Here is a 22177-nt window from a genome sequence, read left to right as displayed (position 1 = left end):
TATTTAGGAGCTACTACTGGAACTTTTCCTTTTAGACTTTAACGAAGTTTCCCCTTCTGCATAAGTTCTGTGTCTAGAGTCATGGGAACCAAAAAACTCGTCTTCTTGAGATTTTCTTTTAGGTCTTGGAGATTCTGATTTAATGGAATCGTTGCTTCCCAAAGATATCTGATTTGTAGCACTGCTGGCTTCTGGGATGACACCTAGTGAAGAGTCTGGGGGACCGACGATAGGACTTGTTGGAGGTGGATTTATATCTACTGTTACAGATACGGTTTGAGGACCAGGAGTGCTCGTTTGCGGAGGAATTTCTATATGTCCGGATAGTGTTCTGTGTAAATGCATAGTTTTTTCCACGTCTTCAAATGAATTTTCAGAAGAGTTTGGAAGTGTTCTTGGCCTAACAACATCATAGGAATGCATCAATTTCTTGAACCTCCTTTTGCGCTTAAAGTCTTCATATCGTTTTTTGTCGCTTACTGTTGTAGGGGCTGAACGCTTGAATTCAATAGAATCTTCCAACAAAGGGTTTGTTTGAGTTGCATTTAAATCTTGCAAGTTCAGCGAATTTGCAAATGATCGATGCATTTCAAGCGAGCTGTCTTCATCTAAGGTTTCTGTATTCAAGCGAGATCTTCTTGAGCGGGTTAGGAGAGGGCTGTGAACAGTTGTTTCATCATCGAAATCATGAGCCCTTGAATCTGTAGAGGCATTGATGATTGAAAATTCGTCGCTTCGGTGCTGTTCGCCTTCTACAAACACAGTTCTGAATTCTTGTCTTAAATCACCCATATCCGGAACATCAGTACCCGGAAGACCTGATAAAACCTCAAATAAACGTGGGACAGTTACAGTATTGGTATAAGGATCGTATTTAGGCGTGATTCTCGGAGCATCATAATTGTCATATCCCGATATCCTTTCATATTCTCCGTCTTTTTCTTCCACCCATTCATCGTCTACATGCATCTTTCGAGCTTTTGCAATTTGGCTCGCGTATTCTTTTCCATACATTCGCTCAGTGCTTAAAACTTTATCTCTAGCGAATCTTTCATGTACATTTTCAGGCTGATAAGCTCTTTCTGTTAGCTTGAGCTCTTTTCTTACTTGATTTTCCAAATAGTGGGCAAACGCGGTTTCATCATTTACGGTTCTGAACTTATGCTTATATTGAGTGACAATGGCTTGAATTAGCACACGGCAGTATTCGATGACTTTAGGAGTCAAAGTCAGGTAGCCTTCCTTTTTTTGCTCGTCCCAGAACTTGCTTTTGTCTAAAAATTTAGTCTCTTTTCTGGGGTTGGCGGCGATTAAGATATCCGATTTTTCAATTCCTCCAAGAGGGTCTCTTCCAATGGAGTTAAGAGCTTCTTTTGGAGAATGGAATGGCTCTGGTGGGGCGATGAATTTTTTTCTTCGCTTAAATAATTTTGCAAGTTTTTCTCTTCTGGTAAGTGGTTGAGAAGTTCCTGTTTGGACATCTATTTCTTGATATTCTGGAGAGTCACCAAGAAAATAAGCTGTTTCGTCATTCCATGTGTGAGCGAATACATTGATTCTGTAATGTTCATAATTGAATGGATGTTGATGCGGCTCCATGTTGGGGCCTAAATGCATGGCTTTTTCTAGAATTAGCCTTCCTGTCGGGCACATCATTAATCGAAGATTTAAGCTTTGAAGCTTATTTTTGAAAGTGCCTTCGAGGTTTTGCGAAGGATCCATGTCCAGCCACTCTTGCACTGCTTTTATTCTTGGCATTCTTCTGGCTCCCATGGAAAGGCTTCCTAATTGCAATCTGGCATGCAATTGCTCGCTTTCGCTTGTTGGCTGAGGCAGAAAAGACGGGGTTGCTCCAGACTTGTCCATAGAAGTCGTTCGGAGATCTTGCTGGCTTTTTTGCGTGCCTCTTCTGCCAATGGTTGTGCTGCGTCTAGGCCCTTTGGGTCTTACAGTTGTGGTTCCAGAACGATGAGATTCCATATCAAGCCTGTAGGTGGAAGCCCTTTCTCTAATTGTCCTTTCCAAAGCGCGACTTCTTGCTTTGCTGGGGGCGATGCTTTGAGATATTGAAGCTGTTCTTAATTGCTCCATTCTGTGCTCCACCTCATCGGGAGGCAATTCATTGTAATAGATCTGAAAACCGGTGCCATCGCCTCTTTGATCAAAAAGAGTGAAGAATCTATCGTTGTATTTCTCCGAAGGAGTTAGGCTTTGAGCGCCTCCGAGTACATTTGCTGCTTCTAATGTCGGAGGTTGGTCTCTTTGCGCTCCAGTGGTTTGTTCTGAAGCTCTACTTAGATCTTCACGTTTGGAGTGATCGGTATGAATCATTTCATAAGAGACCATGAGTGATTGTTCCAAGCCCTCTTCTTGGCTGTCTCTTCTTCTATGGAAATGCTCATGCACTCTTTCTGTTTCGGTCTGTGCATTGTCGGGCACCCACATTCCTTCAAGGCGATTAAGAAAAATGCCGCATGTTTCTCTATATTCCGTGAATTCATCAAGCACTTTGATGTATTCCAAATCTATGTCATCGATCAAGTCCAAGATACCAACAGTATAAGGGTGGTATGGAGCGCTTTTATTTGAATGCAAAGGAAAGCGTGAATACCATTTGTTGCAATGTCTTTCCAGTTCATACAAGACTTGTATTCTTGATTTGTATCGCGGCATGTTGAATGATCTGGAAGCCAAGTCTTCGTATCGAGCCAATAAAACTTCGATATGTGCGATCTCAGGATGCTCTTTAAATCTATTTTTGGCAGCGTCATGGGATGGATCCATCGTCATATGCTTGAACGTATTCAAGGACATAAGCGCTTGAATAGGAGGTTGACCAATAGACACAGGAGCGTTTTCTTCAACATTGGGCATTAGTTGGACGGCATTCAATCCTGCCTGTCCACTTGGTGCTTTTGCTTTTTTTGAAGATACCTGTCGTTTGGAATAAATCATTCAGTCGCCTGTCATTCTATGCTCGCTAACCATGATAACTATTTAGAATGCATTTTGATTTATTCTCTTTTTAAGCCTTATGTGTGGCAGGCTTTATGCTCTTCAAGCTCACTTGTCCAATGATTGCCAGCGTAATGCCTAATAAAGATAAAATGCTGATGCCAATACGTGTATTGAAATGATTTTCGAATATGATCCCAAATATGACCGGAGATATCGCCGTGGCGAATATCATCATGGTGGAAACAGTGCTTTTTACTTTGCCGAGATGTTCCCCTCCATATATTTCCGCCCAAAGCGCGCTGCCCACTAAGCTTCCAAAGCTTAGCGTCATGCCATTCATGCACATGTAGTAAAACAATGCGAACTTGTGGTCAATCCAGTCCATAATAAGCAAACCGGAAATAACCGGAAATAGAATAAAAACAACAAGCTTGCCCGCGCTGAATTTATCAATAATGGGACCTGCGAAAAAGGTAGTGCATATGCGGAATGTTCCAAAACCAACAAAAGTAAAGGCAAACCATGCCTCGTCCCATCCTTTGGCTTGCAGTATCAGGTTTTGATGAATGAAAACACCAGTAGTTACAAATGGACAGAATATTATTATCAAGGCAAGTGTTATGAATCGATAATCCGAGAAGAGCTCTTTTTTTGTAATTGAGGTACCAACAAGGTTCTTGTTCTTATTTTGTTTGGGAAGTCTGAATTCATCATGTCCTTCGACTACTTTATAAACCGCAGGGATAAAAGTAAAAGCTATAAACACAGAGAAAGCCATCCAAGTGTATTTCCATCCTAAACTTTGGATCATGAGAAAGACTATATAAGGAGTGACCATTTCCGCCAAGGACATGGAGGAAGAGGACAGCGAAAGAGCTTTTCCTCTATTTTGCGAGAAAAATCGGCCCATAGAGGTTGCTCCAATGAGCGGCATTAGTCCTTGCCCTGTAAGCCTGACGCCAATTAGAGCCGCGCACAAAGTCCATTTATTGAATGTATTAGCCATTAATAGGCAAAATATGGCAAGTCCTAATCCGTTGATAATGCTGAATTTTCGGATGTCCATTTTATCAGCATATGGCCCAAAATGGGCGATACCTACGGCTCCAAGCAAGGTGGCGCCTGAATAAAAATATGAAAATTCGGCGTTGTCCAGTTGGAAAGACTCTAGGACGTTGGGCACGAACAAGCTGATAAGGAAAGTCTGTCCAAATGAGGAGTAAAAGTAATGCAAGGCTCCAAAACCAATATAATTGGGGTATTTTTCAAGCAGTTTCCAGTAATTCAGGTTCATTCTTGTTCGCGGTAGTTTTTCAGTAAAGTTTCAAATCACAAAGGAACAATAATTGAGGCACTTTTATGCTTTTGGAGAGATAAACTAATCTTTGCAACAATATTTTTAGTGAACTATACATAATTTTTTTTGTTGACAATCAGTAATAGCCTTTATTTTTTGGTATAATAAAGTTTAAACCTGTGAGATTGGAAATTTCCCATGACTTGATTCAAAAGTTGTCTTCAAAGCATTCTCAAAAGTTTGATACGAATACCAATGGCTTGAGCAGAATGCCTCCGTCTGAGATTTTCAGTGGAGATCAAGCGATCCAAAGAATAAGGATGGAAGTGACGCAGGAAGAATGGTATGGGAATCTTGTCAATCCTGATCTTAAGCCTAGATTTGCGAGAACGCCCGTAAGAAAGTCGATTGTCATCCCGCCGAATAGTTCTTATCCTCACCTGACTTTGGATATAAATCATCATGAGTATTTCCCTCGCAAGGGAATAGTGGTGTTGCACATTGATAGTATGCATTACTCCACTTCTAAAACGGGCAAGCGCGTATTTTTCAAAGAAGGAACACAAAAAGGAGTTTTTATTCCAGTTGAAATCGATGCGGAGATGATTCCACAGATTTCATTAATGAATAAATGGCTTCATAAGTCCAAGCTTCCGATATCAATTGAGCAACCTTCACAAGATATAAGCGCAGAAGTAGAGGGTTTGTCGCTGGAGCCTGAAGCTAGCGTAGCTTCTATAGAAATAGATGAAAAAACAGCAATAGCAGTTGGAGGTGCTGGAAAGAAGCCGAAGAAAAAGAAAAAAAAATCAAAACCCGTGGAGACGGTAGATGTTGCTCACTTCTTAGATGAAGAGGTGCTTGAAGAGAATGTCAAATTTTCGGATCTTCCAAGCATGTTTGGGGTGAAGATTATTGAGGATCTGCCTCCAGACTTATTGGTAAAGTTTTATGAATATGAAGTCAGCATGATTCAATTTGTGACAGGAGATAAGTTGAAAATGCTGATGAAAAGATCAAGCGATGTGACAGCTTCTCATGAAACAGCTTTGCAGCATCATTTTTTGCTTACGAGGAAGCGAGGAAGGAAAGTCAATGATTTGACATTTGTCGAGATGATGTTTGAAAAGCTAAGGTCTTTTTCCATTCCTAAAGTCACGGATTATCAATTGAGAGATTTGTTGCCGCCTACTTTGCAGGCTTTGCCGGATGTGCCCAAAAAGATGAAGCCTGTTTTTTCTTCGGCATTGAAATTTGCCACGATGATATATGGAGTGCTCTTGCAGGATATACGGGTGAACGAATTGCATCAAAATGTCTGGCATTTTATGGACTTCTGCCAAAAAATATATGGAGAAGACAATGCTTATTTTTTTCAGCTTCTTGCTGTGAATCAGTTGGGCAAGCTAAGTTTGATCCGGTCGAGCAAAGATAAAATGGAAACAGCCTCTTTGTTTATGAGCCAGTTGGATAGGCCCCAATTATTGGATCGTTACGTATCGATCAAGGAGTTTGAATTGGATAGGTCTTTCGCCGAGCTTACAAACTTATTGGAGGAGACTATGCAGACATTTAGGCACTTCAAGTCATTGCCGGAAGACGCGATCGCTAGGTTGACCGTAAAGTCTTTGGAAGGAAAATCAGCAAAGAAGAAAGCAGAGGTGGCTCAGATTGTTGGAGCGGAGAGTGAAGCAGATCTTGCAAAGAATGAATTTTACTACAAGGCAATAGGCGTATATGAGACCGACATTCAGGAATTGATGAAAATGATGCAGGAGGAATTTAGCAAGTTGGTTGCTGGAGGGGCTTCAGGCAGAAGAAAAAGGTAGTTTTACCTCATTTTCAATCTGCTTTTCAAAAAAACTTGAGAGATTGTGAATGAGTACTTAAAAATATTACATTTGTGTGGATTGAATGTAAAATTTGCATTCACTATATATCATTAAGACAAATAACAAAATGTCACAAGTAAAAAATGGTGATGCAGTAAAAGTGCATTACACAGGAAGACTAACTGACGGTACAGTATTCGATTCTTCAGAAGGAAGAGAGCCTTTAGGATTCCAAGCTGGCGCTGGTCAAATGATCAAAGGTTTTGACGCTGCTGTAATCGGCATGGCTATAGGTGATAAGAAAACTGTTAATATTCCTGCCGCAGAAGCTTATGGCGAGAGAAATCCTGATGCAATTTTGGAGTTCCCAAAATCTTCTCTTCCAGAGGAAATCAAGCCTGAGCTAGGAATGAAGCTTTTCGCTCAGTCTCCAAATGGACAACCTATGCAGGTGACAGTTGTTGAAATCACTGATGAGAATATCAAAGTTGATGCTAATCATGAATTAGCTGGAAAAGAGCTTGTTTTCGATATTGAAATGGTTTCTATCAATGAATAGTATTATTGAAGTCGCTTATTTTTAAGCGACTTCGGTTTGTGTTTTGTCACGAACAACAAATGAATGAATATACAAATCATAAGCGATTTACACCAAGAGTTCGGATATGCTGATTTAAATTTTTCGAATGCGGATATAATTGTTTTAGCGGGAGATGTCAATATCGGCATCAAGGGGATAGATTGGATTTTAAAAAATATACAGAATAAACCCGTTATTTATATTCTTGGAAATCATGAATACTACAAAGGCTCATATCCCAAAACTTTAAATAAAATCAAGGCCTTGGCTGAAAACTCCAATGTTTTCGTTCTTGAAAACGATTCTGTTGAATTTGACGGAATAGTGTTTCATGGAGCTACGCTATGGACTGATTTTTCAATTTTTGGAAACCCAAGGTTGTATGGCATGCTTTGCCAAGAGAGCATGAATGATTATAAAAAAATCAGAGTAGATCCTTCATATTCGAGACTTCGTTCCATTGACACTTTTAGAATTCATAGCAAGTCGATGATTTGGCTAAGAGAAAGCCTTGAATGTAATATCGACAAGACAAATATTGTTGTCACCCATCATGCTCCCAGCATCAAGTCAATACCGGAAGAGTATAAGAATGATTCGGTATCTTCAGCTTATGCTTCAAACCTAGAAGATTTTATACATGAATTTGAACCTAGATTTTGGATACACGGACATATTCATCAACCAATGAATTATAAGATTGGAAATACGGAAATCATTTGCAATCCACATGGGTACATAGATGAAGCTTATAATGGTTTTGAAAAAGAACTAATCCTAGAAATATAATTCCATAGTTCCCGCAATAATAAGATTTATCGAAAAAATAGACTGAAAGTCGTTAATAGAATTTCTTGAGACTGATTAAATCAATTATGTTTTCAGGTTGTATTTTTTTAGAGAAATGTCATTGTTGTTCTATGTTGATAACTATGCTTGTCATTTAATTTTTTTGAAAATGCTCGGACAACTTATCCCCAAATTAACGACCTATCCACGAGCTTTTCCACAGAATGATGATAACTCGGAATCTTATTTTTCGAAAAGTTGAAATTTTAGCTTTTATCGAAGAGTTTCCCACATTTTGCTTGTTGATTATCCACGATTTCACTGATTCGGTTGAATTTTTCTTCTTCTTTCAATTGATTTTGTGGAAAACTTGATGGCAAGAAGTCTAGTATTTTTTTATCTTGGAATACATTACTAATGAATAAATTTTTTGAAATGAAACATTTTGTCCATCGAGCCTTATTGACAGCTTTCTTATCACTTTGGTTCATGTCTTATTCCAGCGCGCAGTTGGAGCATCTTGATTTTGATAAGATTTACAATCAAGGGTATTTTAGCAGCAATTATTTCGGACCAGCCAAATGGCTTGACGGCAAGCATTATACGACATTGGAGTCGTCAGAATATGCTTCCAAAGGAAGAGATATAGTCCAATATAATGCGGAGTCAGGAAAAAGAACCGTATTGGTGTCTGCAGTGGATTTGATTCCTAATGGAGAGTCGATTCCTTTGAAAATAAAAGATTACTCATGGTCTGAGTCCGGTGAGAAGCTTTTGATCTTCACCAATACCAAGAGAGTCTGGAGGTATCATACGAAGGGGGATTATTGGGTTTACGATGTGAAATCCAAGCAATTGACATTCTTAGGAGGCGATGACGCGGAGCCTTCAACCATGATGTTTGCCAAGCTTTCTCCCGATGCCAAGAAGGTTGCTTATGTGAGGTTGAATAACATTTATATGCAAGACTTGGAGACTATGGAAATTAGCTCTTTGACTCAGGATGGTTCGAAGCATATTATCAACGGCACGTTTGATTGGGTATATGAGGAAGAGTTGGATTGCAGAGATGGATTTAGATGGAGTCCTGACGGTAGCAAGATTGCTTACTGGCAACTTGACTCCGAAGAGATCAGAAGCTTTAGCTTGATAGACAATACTTCTAGCAATTATTCTAAGGTAATTGACTTGCCTTATCCTAAAGTGGGTGAGCAAAATTCTTCAGCTCGAATAGGTATTGTCGATATCAATACCAGCAAAACGAAATGGCTTCCTATTGAAGGGGATTCCAGAGAGCACTACCTTGCCAGAATGTATTGGACTCCGAATAGCGAGTCTTTGATGATACAACAGCTGAATAGAAAGCAGAACCAAAATAAGTTGTTATTGGCCGACGCTGATGCTAGCTCTGTAAAGAACGTTTATACGGAAGTTGATGAAGCTTGGGTTGCTGTATATGACGACTTTATGTGGTTGGATCATGGGAAAAAATACCTTTGGAGCAGCGAGAAGGATGGTTGGAAGCATGTGTATGTTGGAAAAACGAATGGCGGAGATCAACAAGTAATCACTCCTTATGAATTTGATGTGATAAGCATATCATTAGTTGATGAAAAAGGCGGTTGGATTTACTATGTCGCTTCTCCTCAGAATGCTACACAAAGATACTTGTTTAAGTCGCGATTGGATGGAAAAGGAAAGCCTCGACGAATCACTCCTGTAGAGTTGGACGGAACGAACAAATATCAGATCGCACCAAATGCCAAATGGGCTATTCACAAGCATTCCTCTTTTACCGAACCAGAGGTTACTTCTGTGGTAAGGATGAAGGATCATCATATCGAAAGAACTTTGGTGGACAATGCCGCATTGAGAGATAAAATTGATAAAATGGATATCACTGAGCCTGAATTTTTTCAAGTCAGAGCAGAAGGCGTGGACTTTGACGGATGGATGATCAAGCCTGTGGACTTTGATGAATCGAAAAAGTACCCTGTGTTGTTCTTTGTTTATGGAGAGCCGGCATTCCAGACAGTATTGGATAAATGGACGGGAGAAAAATTTCTATTTCATAACGCTTTGGCAAGAGAAGGCTATATAGTGATTAGTATTGACAATAGAGGCACGCCTGCGCCAAAAGGAAGAGAATGGCGAAAGTCAATTTATCAGAAACTAGGCGTTATAAATGTTGCTGATCAAGCCGCGGCTGCTAAGGAAATAGCCAAATGGGATTTTATTGACGCTAATCGTATGGCGATCTGGGGGTGGAGCGGAGGTGGAGCTTCCACATTGAATTGCATGTTCAAATATCCTGAGGTGTATAAAGTCGGCATGGCGGTAGCTCCTGTAACAGATCATAGGTTGTATGATAATATTTATCAGGAAAGATATATGGGATTGATAAATGAAAGTCCAGAGAAATTTTTTGAAGGATCTGCTGTAAATCATGCTTCAGGTTTAAAAGGTAAGCTTTTGGTTGTGCATGGAACAGGAGACGACAATGTTCATTATCAGCATACGGAAGTTTTGATCGACGAACTTGTGAAGCATAATAAATTGTTTTCACTTATGTCTTATCCTAATCGCACGCATGGCATATGGGAAGGAGAAAATACCAGCAGGCATGTGAGAGAGGTCTTGAAGAGCTACTTGAAAGAGAATTTAAAGCCGGGGCCTTTGCAGGTAGAAAATTGATAACAATTATTTAAGGTAATTTTTTTATAAAAAATATTGATATTTAAAATCAAAAGTGCATATTTGCTTCATAGTTAAGTGTTTATATTTTTTGTCATAATTACTATATATGAAGTCAAAGCCGCACACCAATATCGATGGTCAGGATTTGATCAGCATATCAAAATTGCCTTATCATCAAGCCATTCAAGTAAGCGAATGGCTTTCAGAGCCAAGCTTTATAGAAGGAAGCTTGAATACCAAGACTGAAGTGGAAATGATTTCCTACGACGATTACGAGTATTGGTATGATTGTTTTTTTGAAGAAGAGAAATTTTACGAGGACTATGACGAGTTGATTTGATCAAGTCCGGGAGAATTTTTTCTGTTTCGATTAGCTAATGTGCTATTGAGTTTTCAGATTCAAAGACTTTTTGTCTATAAAAAAGCTTGGTTTGTCGCAATCATTTTGAGTTTTTCTCAAAAAAAATCGATATTAGAGTAAGTTGTTTGTTCTTTTCTCGACAAAAGGACAACAACTTCATACTATTTTCGAGTTAATACGGTTATATATTCAATACCGATTTGATGAAAAGCCTTTTGAGACATATCGCCATTTTTTGCATGCTGATTTCCTATTTTGCGGGAATTTTCATGACGGCTTTGCCTGCTTTGGATAATTTCGAAGAAGTGCAAGTAGTCAAGGTATGCACTACGAAAAAATGTCAGAAGGAAACATCCGAGAAAGTAAATTCGGGAATCAATCAAGTGAAAAAAGAGGTTATAGACTTTGGACAGCTTTTGTTGAAGTTTTGCAAAACCTCGGATACGCATAGCTTCGCGAATGTGGACTTGGCAATTCAAGAGGAACCAAATCGCCAATCAAAATCAAGCGATGGATATCTTGACAATTTAGTGGGAGAATATCTTGAGATAAACTCACCTCCTCCCCGTGCTTAAAACTCACCCATATCGTCCATGCATGAAAATCATTTTATGATTTAGTCTACATAGCTTCAATAGTATTGGAGATATTCCGTGCATGAATTTTTCTAAAAATTTGTATTACAAGCTAGAGTTTTGCGATGTTTCTGTTGCTATGACATTGCGATTCGCTATGCGAAAAGATTATTTCAAGATGAAAAGATTGATGCTATTGGCATTATTTGCGATATGCAGTGTGTTTTCAACGGTTTCTGAAGCTCAAATCATCCATCCAGCCAAATGGAATGTGGAGATCGTTAATGAAAATCCACAACAAGGCGATACTGTCTTGTTGAAGTTCAAAGCCAAAATCGACAAGGGATGGTATATGTATTCCAATGATTTTGACCCTGATTTGGGCCCCAATTTGACGGAGATCAACTTTGAAGCTAGCGACAGCTTTCAAGCCTTGGGAAAACCATTGGCTGTTAATCCTTTGAAGAAATATGATGATCTTTGGGAAGGAGATATCACATACTTCAAGAAAGAAGCTGTTTTCGAGCAAAAGCTATTGATGAAAAAGACTTCGGCGAAAGCAGTTGGCGTAGTTGATTTTCAAGTATGCTCTGATGAGACAGGGCAATGCATTCCCGATACTTATGAATTTGACTTGAGTCTTGGAAAAGCAGTTTCGGGTCAAGCGATAGCTTCCGATAAGCTTGAGCAAGATGTTAATGACAAGGTTAATATTCAAACCCCTGAAAAGAAAGAAGCTCAAAGCGGAGAACCATTCTCTTGGATGGCTATGCTGACATTCATGGGCTTGGCCTTTTTGGGAGGCACAGCCGCTTTATTGACACCTTGCGTATTCCCGATGATACCTATGACTGTGAGCTTTTTTACGAATAGCTCAAAGCATAAAGGTGAGGGTATAAAGAAGGCTTTGATTTACGGTCTTTCAGTAATTGCGATTTATGTCATTTTTGGGACAATTGTAGCGGCTGTAAATGGACCAGGGTTTGCGAATTGGATGTCTACTCACTGGCTTCCCAATATCTTGTTTTTCGTGATATTCACGTTCTTCGCCATGTCATTTTTGGGAATGTTCGAGATTACATTGCCTTCAAGCTGGGTGAACAATGCGGATAAAAAAGCTGACAAAGGCGGATACGCTGGAGTGTTTTTCATGGCTTTTACTTTGGTGTTGGTATCATTTTCTTGTACAGGACCTATTGTGGGAACGATCTTGGTTGAGTCAGCAGGTGGACAAGTGCTCAAGCCTATATTAGGAATGACGGCTTTTGCATCGGCTTTTGCCATACCGTTTACTTTGTTTGCCATTTTTCCAAAATGGCTGAATAATTTGCCGAAGTCGGGTGGCTGGTTGAATAGCGTTAAGGTGACTTTAGGTTTTCTTGAATTGGCGCTTGGGCTTAAGTTTTTATCAGTAGCTGATCAAGTGTACCATTGGGGAATATTGGACAGAGAGGTGTATCTTGCTCTATGGATCGCGATTTTTTCTTTGTTGGGATTATATTTCTTGGGTAAAATCAGACTGCCTCACGATAGTGTGATTGAAAAAATAAGTGTGCCAAGAGTATTGCTTGCGGTAGTTACATTTTCATTTGTGATTTATTTGATTCCAGGGATGTTTGGCGCTCCATTGAAAGCATTGGCGGGGTATTTGCCGCCAAGAGCTACGCATGATTTTGATCTGACGCAGATGCAAACGGCTCAAGCGAATGTGGGAAGAAGCTCGAATGAAAAAGTTAAATATGCTGATTTCCTTCATATGCCGCATGGAATTCAAGGATATTTTGATTATCAGCAAGCTTTGGAAGCTTCTAAAAGAGAAAACAAGCCATTATTGATAGATTTTAGCGGTCATGGTTGCGTGAATTGTCGCTATATGGAAGATAATGTATGGAGCGAGCCCCAGATCTTGAAAAGCTTGAAAGAGGACTTTATTGTAGTGGCTTTGTACGTTGATGACAAGACTACTTTGCCTGAGTCAGAGTGGTATGAATCTCCAAAAGATGGTAAAATGAAGAAAACGATAGGAGCTCAAAACGCGGATTTTCAAATCAGAAAATATGGGGTGAACGCGCAGCCGTATTACGTTATTGTTGATGGCAATGAGAATTCACTTACTTCAGAGCCAGCTGCATATGATAAAAATTCCAGAAAATTCGAGGCATTTCTGCAAGAAGGTTTAGCCAATTATGCTTCAAAATAGTTTAGCATGATATATGATCTTGGACAATTAAATCTCATTTGTCCATATGTATTCTGATCGTTTGGTGATGGATTGGAATATTAGTGATAAATTATAAAATAGTTTAAAATGTTGGATCAGTTAAACAAAAAGCTTCATTAGGCGTAAAAATTACTGATCCATTTTGATTTATAAATTGAATAATATGAAAAATAAAGCGATAATATTCTTTGCGGCGGCTTGTCTGTTGACTGTTAATTTGGTTTGGGCTTTGAGCAATGATTCCAAGGACGAAGGAAAAGTGAAGTGGCACTCAATTACTGAAGTGGAAAAATTAAGCAAGGATGACCCGAGACCAATATTAGTGAAAGTTTATACAGACTGGTGCGGATGGTGCAAGAAAATGGACAAGGACACTTTCGACGATAGCACTGTAGCTGATTATATCAATGAAAATTATTATGCTGTGAAGTTGAATGCTGAGAGCACTACTCCATTCAAATTCAAGGGAGAATCATTGACGCCTAAGGCCTTTGCTCAAAAATATGGAGTGAGAGGTTTTCCAACGACAATATTTTTCGGAAAGAACTTTACAAGTCCGAATGTGATTCCTGGTTATCAGGATGCTAAGAAATTTCAAAAAACTTTGGAATCCAATAAGTAGTATATATAAAATTTAATATAAAAGCTCGCAATTTTTGCGGGCTTTTTTTGATTGCAGATGAAGAGTATTAAGTTTAACAAGACGATTTGCGGAGTTGATTTTTTGTTGAATATTCTCGATAACACAACTTGGAGTGTTGAGGAGTTGACGAGTGAAGTTCAAAAGGCGGATTTTTTTCAGATTGCTTTTATTGAAGAAGGAACAGGTTTTATTGAGTTGGAAAGCTCTAAATTAGAAGTGGTTTCTGGATCAGCTATTTTTATTTCCATGAATCAGACATATCGATGGATAGTGGATCCGAAGTGTTTTAAAGCAAGGATTTTAGTCTTTCAAGAAGATTTTCTAAACGAGTTTTTTGCCGACAAGCTCTTTTCATATAGACTGAATTTTTACTATCAACCGAGCAAACCCTCATTCTTAAAATTAGACGACGATTTTTTCATTGAATGCATGAAAATGCTTAAGGAAATCTCTCAGGAATTGATTCTGCCTAAAAATGATAGCTCGCATGTGATTAGAGCTTTGCTCTATTATTTATTGATGAAAATAAACAGAGAGTATGCCGAATTTTATGGTTTGAAAGAATCAATATCAATTGACAATACTGCGTATGAATTTAGGAGAATGCTGGAAGATAATATTCAAAAATGTCAAAGGGTGGAGGAATACGCTGAGATGATGAATATTAGCAGAGTGAGTCTCAATAATGCGGTGAAAAAGCAATTTGGCTTGACGGCTATCGATTTGATAAAAAGAAGATTGCTTGAAGAAGTGAAAGAATTGTTGATACATACCACCTTGACAATCGGAGAGATTAGCGATAAGCTGTCTTTTTCAGAGCCCAATCATTTGGCGAGGTTTTTTAAGCGATATGAGAGCATGACACCTTCAGAATTTAGAGTCGCTTATGAAAATGGAAGTCTTTGACATACTTTCTTAAGCTCCAAGCAAACACATTTTCCTGAAATTTGTAATGTTCATTGACGCGAACGTCAATTCGATATTTCGTCAGTCATTTTAAAACCAAATAAATTTCAAATGGAGCCAAGAGAGACCAGTATTCAATTGATACGCAATGCAACATTGAAGATAGAATATGCAGGCAAGATTATTTTATTTGACCCCATGCTTTCTGAAGCGAAAAGTTTTATGTCTTTTGTAGACCCTTCGCAGAATTTAAATCCTACTGTGGATTTGCCTTTTTCAATAGGTGAAGTTCTTGAGGGTGTTGATTTCGTCTTGCTTTCGCATGTGCATCCTGATCATTGGGATCCGGAAGCCATGGATGAAATAGGTAAAAACATGATGATAGCTTGCCAACCTGTAGACTTGCAGGGCGTGAAAGAAGTAGGCTTTTCAAATGCTTTGGCTATTGAGGATGAAAGAATGTTAGAAGGAATTAGTATTACAAGAGTTGAGGGCAAGCATGGACCAGAGGGGTTATTGGAAGAATTGGGAAGAGTTTCAGGTTATGTGTTAAAAGCAGAAGGTTTGCCGACAATATATTTAGTGAGTGATTGTTTGTTGGATCAGGATGTTCAGAATGCGGTAGAAACGCATAAACCGGATATTATAGTGGTGAATGCTGGAGGCGCGTTGTTTATGGGGGAAAATAGAATTCTGATGGATGAGTATGAAACAATCTCATTGGCGAAATTAGCCCCAAAAGCTAAATTAATGGTAGTGCATTTGGAGTCTTTGGATCATTGCCATACCACAAGAAAGTCAATGAAAGAAAAGGCGGATGCTGCAGGGGTCGAAGTCATAATTCCAAAAGATGGCGAGAAGTTCATTTTTTAACAATGAACAGGAAGCTATAGGCTGAAAAAGGAGGATTGTAACTTAATATGTTCAATATTGATGTCCGATAGATTTTGCCTATAGACTTCCTGTTGGGCAAAGAAGAAAGCTTTTATATTGAAAGGATTGATTTCATCGATTGTCGATTTTAATGTTGATTGATTGATGTATTGTGCCATCTTGACAGATCGCGACGCATTCTGTTTTGGGCATTTGATTGATTAAGTCGAGGCCTGCTTCTATGCCCATTACGAATACGGATGTGGCTAAGGCGTCTGCAAGCTCAGCTTTGGGCGCGAATACAGTAACACTGGCTATGCCTTGAGCAGGGTAGCCTGTTTTAGGGTTGATGATATGAGTATATTTTTCTCCATTGAGTTCGACAAACTTTTCATAGTTGCTTGAAGTCACCACAGCTCCTTCATGTATATTAAGAAGCGCGTATACATTTTTTTTGTCCAGAGGATTTGTGATAGCCACTTTCCATTCGCTATTATCTTTGTCAAGTCCCCAAACAGTCATGTCTCCCGATGCGTTTATGACACCGGCTTTTACACCTTTGCTAATGAGCAATTCTTTGGCTTTGTCAGCGGCATAGCCTTTGCCAATGCCTCCCAATCCCAATTTCATACCCTTTTCTGGAAGAAAAATAGTGGAGTCATGTTGATTGAGCACCACTTTTTCATATCCAACTTTTGCTATTGATAGGGCCATTTCCTTTTCACTAGGCATTAGGCTCATGCTTCCGTCAAATTTCCAAATTTTGTCCATGGACGCATAAGTAGGGTCAAAAGCGCCTTCCGTGATACGAGAAATCTCAATAGATCTGGAGATTAAGTCAAAAAGCTCTATTGAAACTTTGACCGGTTTAACTCCCGCATTCTCGTTAATAGCAGTTGTCTCGGAGTTTTCATCCCAGAAAGAGGTGATTTTTTCGATACGCTCTATTTCGTTTTTGGCAGTCATGATAAATTCATAGCCTTCGTCTTGATTGTCCGCGATGACAGTGAATTCAAATTTGCAGCCCATGAGCTTGCATTTATATTTAAATCGATCCTGAGCTTTGCCCGGTATAGAAATCAGCAAGATAAAAAAGGCGATAATGGCTATAGTGTAAACAAGGCTAATCATTTTTATAAGATTCAATAGACTTGATATATTCCTTTGGTGAAAGCTTGGAATAGCCTAGGGTATTGAGCACACTTCCTTCTTTGTCCAATACGACGACTAATGGAAAGTACCCTGCTTTGTTGTAGGATTTAGCCAATTCGTTGTTGTGGTTTTGTTGATTGAGAGACAGTTGATTCTTCTTTTTTCTTGGAAAGTCAGCCTTAAGCATGATAAAGTGTTTATCTGCATAAGATTTAAAATCAGAGGAGCTCCAAATGCTTCTTTCCAGTTTAATGCATGGAGCTGACCAATCAGATCCTTGAAATACCAAGACAATAGGCTTGTTCGTTTGCTTGGATAATTTTTTAGCTTCTTCAAAATCTGTTAGCCATTCTTGGCTGAATGCGCTAACACTTAAAAAAAGAAGCAGTATCACAAGAGATGATGTTTTCATGATGAGGATGGCTTAAAGATTATTGTTGAGCTTCTTTTAGTGCTAGTGTGATGTCTAGATCGAAGTTGTCTTTGATAATGTTGTCTCCCAAATCTTGAAAAAATGTTCCCGAAGAATACTTAATGCCATATTTTGTTCTATCAACAGATATGCTGGCAAGCAATTTATTCCCATTTCTTAAGGCATTGAATGAAATAGGGAGCGTTGTGTCTTTGATTGTCAATGATCCTTTCACTTTTATCACCTTGCCTTTAACGTCTATGTTTTTAAATTCGAATCGGGCTTCCGGATAATTGGGTGAATCAAAAAAATGAGATGACATTAGATGCTCGGCAAGTTCATCCGAATCGCTATGACCTTCACCTTCTTCCTCCTCCTCTTCCTCTTCTTCATCGTCAGTTTCTTCCATCATCTTGGTGATTTTAATAGTATTCATGTCGACGGTAAGCGATCCGCCTGAAAGAAATCCATCTTGATACTCTAGTTGAGCGTTTTTGAAGTCCACACTGCCTTGATGAAAACCGAATAATTTATGTCCTTTCCAAAGGATAGAGCTTTTTTCCAAATCAACTTCCCAACCTTCATGCAGAGTCTCAGCATTTGCAGGAACTGTCAAAGGTCTTTCTTCTACATTTTGTCTGAAGTATATCCAAGTGACAAGCATTGGAAATATTATGGCCGCGATAAATAAGATCTTTCTTTTCATGTGATTGCTTTTATGACTTTAATTGTATGATTTTGGTCAAATCAGAGAAAAAAATATCAGCGTTGAAAATCATTTCTGATGGGTAAGGAGTTTTATTCGTTGAATCAACCAAAGTGCTATTCCAAGCATTTTAGCATATGGAAATGGGCTTTGTTTGTGGATTTAGGGGTTTTATCGGGCTATTGATCCTTTTTGTCAGGTTTTATAGCGACTATAGGTATTAATCAAAGCACAGAATTCTTTGAAGCGCTAACTTTAGAAAAATTGAAAAACATGATTGACTATATTTCCGATAAAGAATTCAGTTATTATAGTAAAAGAATAGCGTATGTGTTGATATCTGTAGTGGTAAGCATAATACCTATTTTGGAGGATTTTGCGGATGGGGATATTGAAGCGTATAAGTCGCAAGTTATCTTTAGGTTTATACTGACGACTATAGCCATGTCATTTGTATTCCCATTATTGGGAAAGGGAATTATGGCATTAAGAAAATTTTTGAGGAATAAATTCAGGGTTAGCCATTTCGAGCTTCGTTATATTACGTTTTTATTGGTTGTGTTCCCATTGCTCATGGTAGGCCTTCTGACCTTGTTTTATGACGTATTCACAGGAGATACTTTTTGCGATGTTAGATCCAGAGAAGATATTTGGCTGGCTTGGGTGAGTCTATTGGTGTTTACATCTGTTGCTATCTCTATTGAGTATTTTTGGATGATTTTGGAAAAGAGGAAACAACTGGAAGAAATAAATTCCAAGCTATTAAGGAGCAACGAGATTGCCAAGTACAATTCATTGATGAACCAGCTAAATCCGCATTTTCTTTTCAATTGCTTGAATGTGCTTTCATTTCTAGTCTACAAAGACCCTAGAAGCGCGGATCAGTTTATTGAAGAGATGGGCAAGATATATAGATATATTCTTCAGCTTAACGATACGCATTTGGTCCCCTTATGGAAAGAAATTGATTTTGCTAAATCATACATGTATTTGCAAAAGATAAGATTTCAGAAAGGAGTGGAGGTGACCATGGAACTTAGCGAAGATGAAAAGCAAAAATTTGTTCCACCTTTGACATTGGAGGTTTTGCTGGAAAATGCGATCAAGCATAATGTTGTTTCGGAAAACAACCCATTGAAGATTCGAGTATTCGTTGACGAAGAATATTTGATTGTTGAAAATAATTTTACGCCAAGGGAAGAACCATTTGTGAATTCAACGAAAGTGGGTTTGAAAAATTTAAAAGAGAAATATGCCATATTGGGAGAGCCGGCTCCGAGTTTTGAAGTGGAAGAGGATAAATTCGTAGCTCGACTGCCATTGATTAAATCGAATATATGATCAGGATAGTAATTATAGAAGACGAGGATTTTGCGGTGAATAGATTCAGAATGTTACTTGACGAACTGAATATAGACGTGAAAGTAACCGCTGTTATTGACAATGTAGAGGGAGCAGTAAGGTTTCTCAACAGCCAGACCGTTGATTTGATATTCATGGATATAAATTTATCTGATGGAAGCGCGTTTAAGATTTTCGAGCAAGTGGAAGTTCGAACTCCAATTATTTTCACTACAGCCTATCATGAATATGCTTTGAGGGCATTTGAGCAGTATAGCATTGATTATTTGCTTAAGCCTATCAGCAGGGAAGCTTTGTCAAGAAGCTTTGATAAATTCTTTGATTTGAAGGGGAATTCTCAGTCAGGGGAAAGTTTGGATGAGCTGAAAGGTTTATTGAAGTCTTTTCAGGAATCTCCGCAAGGCCAACGATTTCTAATAAATATTGGTAGCAAGTTGATTGTGGTGGAATACAAGGAAATTGCATTTTTCATGTCCGATTCGAAGATGACATTTCTTTACACTCTAGAAGGAAAAAGGTATCCATTGGATATGTCGTTGAGACAACTTGAACTTGCATTGCCTTCTGATGATTTTTTCAGGGTAAACAGACAATATTTGATTAATCGCGAGTCAATAGAAGAGTTGCAATACTTGTCTCCCCAAAAGTTGCAAGTTTCTCTTAAGCCAAAAGGAGAAGAATTCGCCTACTTGTCAAAGGATAAGCTTGGCTTGTTTAAAAAATGGTTGATAGGTTGATTATTGAAATTATTTATCGATTAATATCAGCATGGTGCGAATAGTATGAAAAAGTGATGAAAGCCATGCTGATTTCATAGTTTAAAAATTAATGAAGCAGTCGAAATTAGATAAAATCTTAAATTTCAAAGTCTATCTTATAACTGAATTTGTCGGCTCTGTAATACCCGAAATTTATTTCAATAGGCCTGTTGCCAATATCATACACGACTCTTTTTCTTTGTAAAATTGGCGTGTTTTCCTCTATTTCTAGTTTGCCGGCCAAAAACTTGTCCGCCAGCATCGCTGTTAACTCTTCGGAGGACCTTTTTGGGTTGATGGAAAATTCTTTTTTCATGATCTCATACAGCGGCAAATCGAAATTCTCTTCTTCATTAAATTCGATTTTGGGATGAAACCAAGAGACAAAGTACACATAAGGTTCTTTCTCGTCGCCTCTTAGCCTGATCAGTTTTTGGGCTTTTTTGCCTTTGGTGGAATTGAAGATTTGAGCCCTTTCCTCATTTAATGAGATGGTTTTTAATTGACTGTCATAAGTCTTGGTTTTAATGCCTTTTTCACTCATTTCTTGCGTGAAACTTTGCCATTTGGACAGTTGCGTGGCGATCCTTTCCTTATGCACTATTGTGCCTCTGCCTTTTTTTCGCTCCAAAAGCCCTTCAAGAACGAGTGTGTTAATGGCCTGTCTCACAGTGTTTCTGGATACTCCGAATTGATTGCTAAGGTCCACTTCTTTTGGAAACATCTTGCCATCGGTATATCGGTCTTTTTTTATCAACTCCCTAAGCTCGTATTCGATCTGCTTGTGTAGAGGTATAGGAGATTTATGATCTATTTCGAGATTTGAAATCATATGTTCATATGTTTAAACTTAATGTATAGTTCGAATATAATTATAATTAATAAAAACCAAATAACTTTTTCAGGAAAATTTTTAAAGCCAAAAATTGATTTAATGTGTGTTTTTATATAATTAAATAGTCTTTATTGGTTCATTTAGATGTTTTTTTGTCTTAAAAACGTATTTTTTTGTTTGAACATATTGCGAGTATTGAAAATTAATCTATATTGCATATGTTCATACATATGAACAAAGATAGTGAACGGATTTTTTAAGATTATTTTTTTTATGATGATGAGAAAGTTATCGATTTTTGGAATGCTACTTTATTTGTCCGCTTTTTTTTACGCTTGTTCAGATGATTCATCTGACTCTGTAGCTGGACCAAATCTGACGCCTAATGAGTCGACTATAGTAGCGAAAACAGGAGATGTTGTGCCTGTGAAGGTTAATATCAAAGCCCCTGCGGGATTTTCTGAAGTTGTGGTGCAGGCGAGAGTAGATGGAAATGCCAAGCCTGAAGAGAGAGTTACAGTTTCGGAAAGCCCAGTGACACAAAAGGATTTTGTGTATGAATATGAAGTGCAACCCGAAGATGCTGAAGGTGTATTGGTGTTGAATTTTTCAATTATCGATGAGTCCAGCCAGCAAGCAGAAACGGAAGTGATTTTTGAAATAGAGCTTGGTATGGAGGACCTTTTGACAAGAAGTAATTTTAGATGGTTTTATCAACAGGAGCTAATTGTCTCAGGTGAAAACATCATGGATCCAGGCAAGGGTACTACTAGCATGTCATTTAATGATGATGGAACTGTTAATTTCTATTTAGGAGCTGATGATGGAATGGGGGTGTTTGCTTCTTATACTGACTGGGTTTTGGATGAAGAAGAAATGAAGCTTACTTTGACTCGATTGGGTTGGTTAGGCGATGTGTCAGAGGAAGAGTATGATTTAATCTCTATTAATAGAAATGAGTTAGTTGTTTCGATGGAGGTTGACTTGTCTTGGATTGAGGATGAAGACTATTCTGAAAATGAATTAGTAACGACAACACTTGTTTCTCAAGCTTACAATCCTGATGATCTTGAAGGAGATGAATAATACTGAGATTGAATAATTAGAATAATAATACTTAAGCAGTGTCATCGCAATGTCGCAAAATAAAATTAGCGATGACTTTGCTTACAAATTTTGACTTTGAAAGACAGGAATTTATTGCCGAAAACTACGGTGTG

At 38.4% G+C, this 22177-nt stretch carries 19 protein-coding genes; 13 read left to right on the top strand and 6 right to left on the bottom strand.

Annotated elements, in window-relative coordinates; all coding sequences use genetic code 11:
• Positions 1 to 3 precede the first annotated feature (3 nt).
• Both AABK36_RS19130 and AABK36_RS19125 read right to left on the bottom strand, forming a co-directional pair.
• A complete protein-coding gene (locus tag AABK36_RS19130) occupies positions 4 to 2955 on the bottom strand; it encodes a hypothetical protein (RefSeq protein ID WP_309936763.1) in 2952 nt (983 codons plus the stop codon).
• 70 nt (positions 2956 to 3025) lie between these two features.
• Entirely contained in the window at positions 3026 to 4252 is a 1227-nt protein-coding gene (locus AABK36_RS19125; protein ID WP_309936762.1) for an MFS transporter, read from the bottom strand.
• 182 nt (positions 4253 to 4434) lie between these two features.
• Here AABK36_RS19125 and AABK36_RS19120 point away from each other — a divergent pair, with 182 nt between their 5' ends.
• From AABK36_RS19120 to AABK36_RS19075, 10 genes are all read left to right on the top strand, one after another.
• The gene (locus AABK36_RS19120) at positions 4435 to 6084 is read left to right on the top strand and encodes a hypothetical protein (RefSeq protein ID WP_309936761.1); all 1650 of its coding nucleotides are present in this window, start codon (positions 4435 to 4437) and stop codon (positions 6082 to 6084) included.
• Between the two features lie 130 nt (positions 6085 to 6214).
• Positions 6215 to 6646 (top strand): FKBP-type peptidyl-prolyl cis-trans isomerase, encoded by a 432-nt coding sequence (locus AABK36_RS19115; RefSeq protein ID WP_309936760.1) that lies wholly within the window; start codon positions 6215 to 6217, stop codon positions 6644 to 6646.
• Positions 6647 to 6709: 63 nt separating this feature from the next.
• Positions 6710 to 7456 carry a metallophosphoesterase gene (locus tag AABK36_RS19110; RefSeq protein WP_309936758.1) on the top strand — a complete coding sequence of 249 codons (747 nt, stop codon included), beginning with the start codon at positions 6710 to 6712 and terminating at the stop codon, positions 7454 to 7456.
• Between the two features lie 435 nt (positions 7457 to 7891).
• Positions 7892 to 10150, top strand: a complete 2259-nt coding sequence (locus AABK36_RS19105; protein WP_309936757.1) for a S9 family peptidase — start codon at positions 7892 to 7894, stop codon at positions 10148 to 10150.
• Positions 10151 to 10259: 109 nt separating this feature from the next.
• Complete coding sequence (locus tag AABK36_RS19100) at positions 10260 to 10493, top strand: hypothetical protein (protein ID WP_309936756.1); 234 nt, start codon at positions 10260 to 10262, stop codon at positions 10491 to 10493.
• A gap of 224 nt (positions 10494 to 10717) precedes the next feature.
• Positions 10718 to 11089, top strand: a complete 372-nt coding sequence (locus tag AABK36_RS19095; protein WP_309936755.1) for a hypothetical protein — start codon at positions 10718 to 10720, stop codon at positions 11087 to 11089.
• An 82-nt stretch (positions 11090 to 11171) separates the two neighbouring features.
• Entirely contained in the window at positions 11172 to 13289 is a 2118-nt protein-coding gene (locus AABK36_RS19090) for a protein-disulfide reductase DsbD family protein (RefSeq protein WP_309936754.1), read from the top strand.
• Between the two features lie 184 nt (positions 13290 to 13473).
• A complete protein-coding gene (locus tag AABK36_RS19085; protein WP_309936753.1) occupies positions 13474 to 13932 on the top strand; it encodes a thioredoxin family protein in 459 nt (152 codons plus the stop codon).
• Positions 13933 to 13989: 57 nt separating this feature from the next.
• Entirely contained in the window at positions 13990 to 14859 is an 870-nt protein-coding gene (locus tag AABK36_RS19080; RefSeq protein WP_309936752.1) for a helix-turn-helix domain-containing protein, read from the top strand.
• Positions 14860 to 14970: 111 nt separating this feature from the next.
• On the top strand, positions 14971 to 15732 hold the full coding sequence (locus AABK36_RS19075; RefSeq protein ID WP_309936751.1) for an MBL fold metallo-hydrolase: 762 nt from the start codon (positions 14971 to 14973) through the stop codon (positions 15730 to 15732).
• 132 nt (positions 15733 to 15864) lie between these two features.
• Here the strand turns inward: AABK36_RS19075 and AABK36_RS19070 are convergent, their stop codons facing one another.
• Genes AABK36_RS19070 through AABK36_RS19060 form a run of 3 tightly spaced genes read right to left on the bottom strand, consistent with a single transcriptional unit; the run spans position 15865 to position 18002 of the window.
• Positions 15865 to 16863, bottom strand: a complete 999-nt coding sequence (locus AABK36_RS19070; protein ID WP_309936750.1) for an FAD:protein FMN transferase — start codon at positions 16861 to 16863, stop codon at positions 15865 to 15867.
• Positions 16856 to 17296: a thioredoxin family protein gene (locus AABK36_RS19065; RefSeq protein WP_309936749.1), complete on the bottom strand. Its 441-nt coding sequence runs from the start codon at positions 17294 to 17296 to the stop codon at positions 16856 to 16858. Before AABK36_RS19065 ends, AABK36_RS19070 begins: the two co-directional genes overlap by 8 nt.
• 19 nt (positions 17297 to 17315) lie before the next feature.
• Entirely contained in the window at positions 17316 to 18002 is a 687-nt protein-coding gene (locus tag AABK36_RS19060) for a YceI family protein (RefSeq protein WP_309936748.1), read from the bottom strand.
• Positions 18003 to 18275: 273 nt separating this feature from the next.
• Here AABK36_RS19060 and AABK36_RS19055 point away from each other — a divergent pair, with 273 nt between their 5' ends.
• Positions 18276 to 19343, top strand: coding sequence for a sensor histidine kinase (locus AABK36_RS19055; protein WP_309936747.1), 1068 nt, complete (start codon positions 18276 to 18278; stop codon positions 19341 to 19343).
• Positions 19340 to 20101: a LytR/AlgR family response regulator transcription factor gene (locus AABK36_RS19050; RefSeq protein WP_309936746.1), complete on the top strand. Its 762-nt coding sequence runs from the start codon at positions 19340 to 19342 to the stop codon at positions 20099 to 20101. The genes AABK36_RS19055 and AABK36_RS19050 overlap by 4 nt, the downstream gene beginning before the upstream one ends.
• 118 nt (positions 20102 to 20219) lie before the next feature.
• On the opposite strand, the gene AABK36_RS19045 is transcribed toward AABK36_RS19050, so the two are convergent.
• Positions 20220 to 20954 (bottom strand): GntR family transcriptional regulator, encoded by a 735-nt coding sequence (locus AABK36_RS19045; RefSeq protein ID WP_309936745.1) that lies wholly within the window; start codon positions 20952 to 20954, stop codon positions 20220 to 20222.
• Between the two features lie 276 nt (positions 20955 to 21230).
• Here AABK36_RS19045 and AABK36_RS19040 point away from each other — a divergent pair, with 276 nt between their 5' ends.
• Positions 21231 to 22043 carry a hypothetical protein gene (locus tag AABK36_RS19040; RefSeq protein WP_338390299.1) on the top strand — a complete coding sequence of 271 codons (813 nt, stop codon included), beginning with the start codon at positions 21231 to 21233 and terminating at the stop codon, positions 22041 to 22043.
• Positions 22044 to 22177 lie beyond the last annotated feature (134 nt).

The sequence above is a fragment of the Aureibacter tunicatorum genome, assembly GCF_036492635.1.
Lineage (GTDB): Bacteria > Bacteroidota > Bacteroidia > Cytophagales > Cyclobacteriaceae > Aureibacter > Aureibacter tunicatorum.
This window is presented reverse-complemented; position numbering and strand designations above follow the sequence as displayed.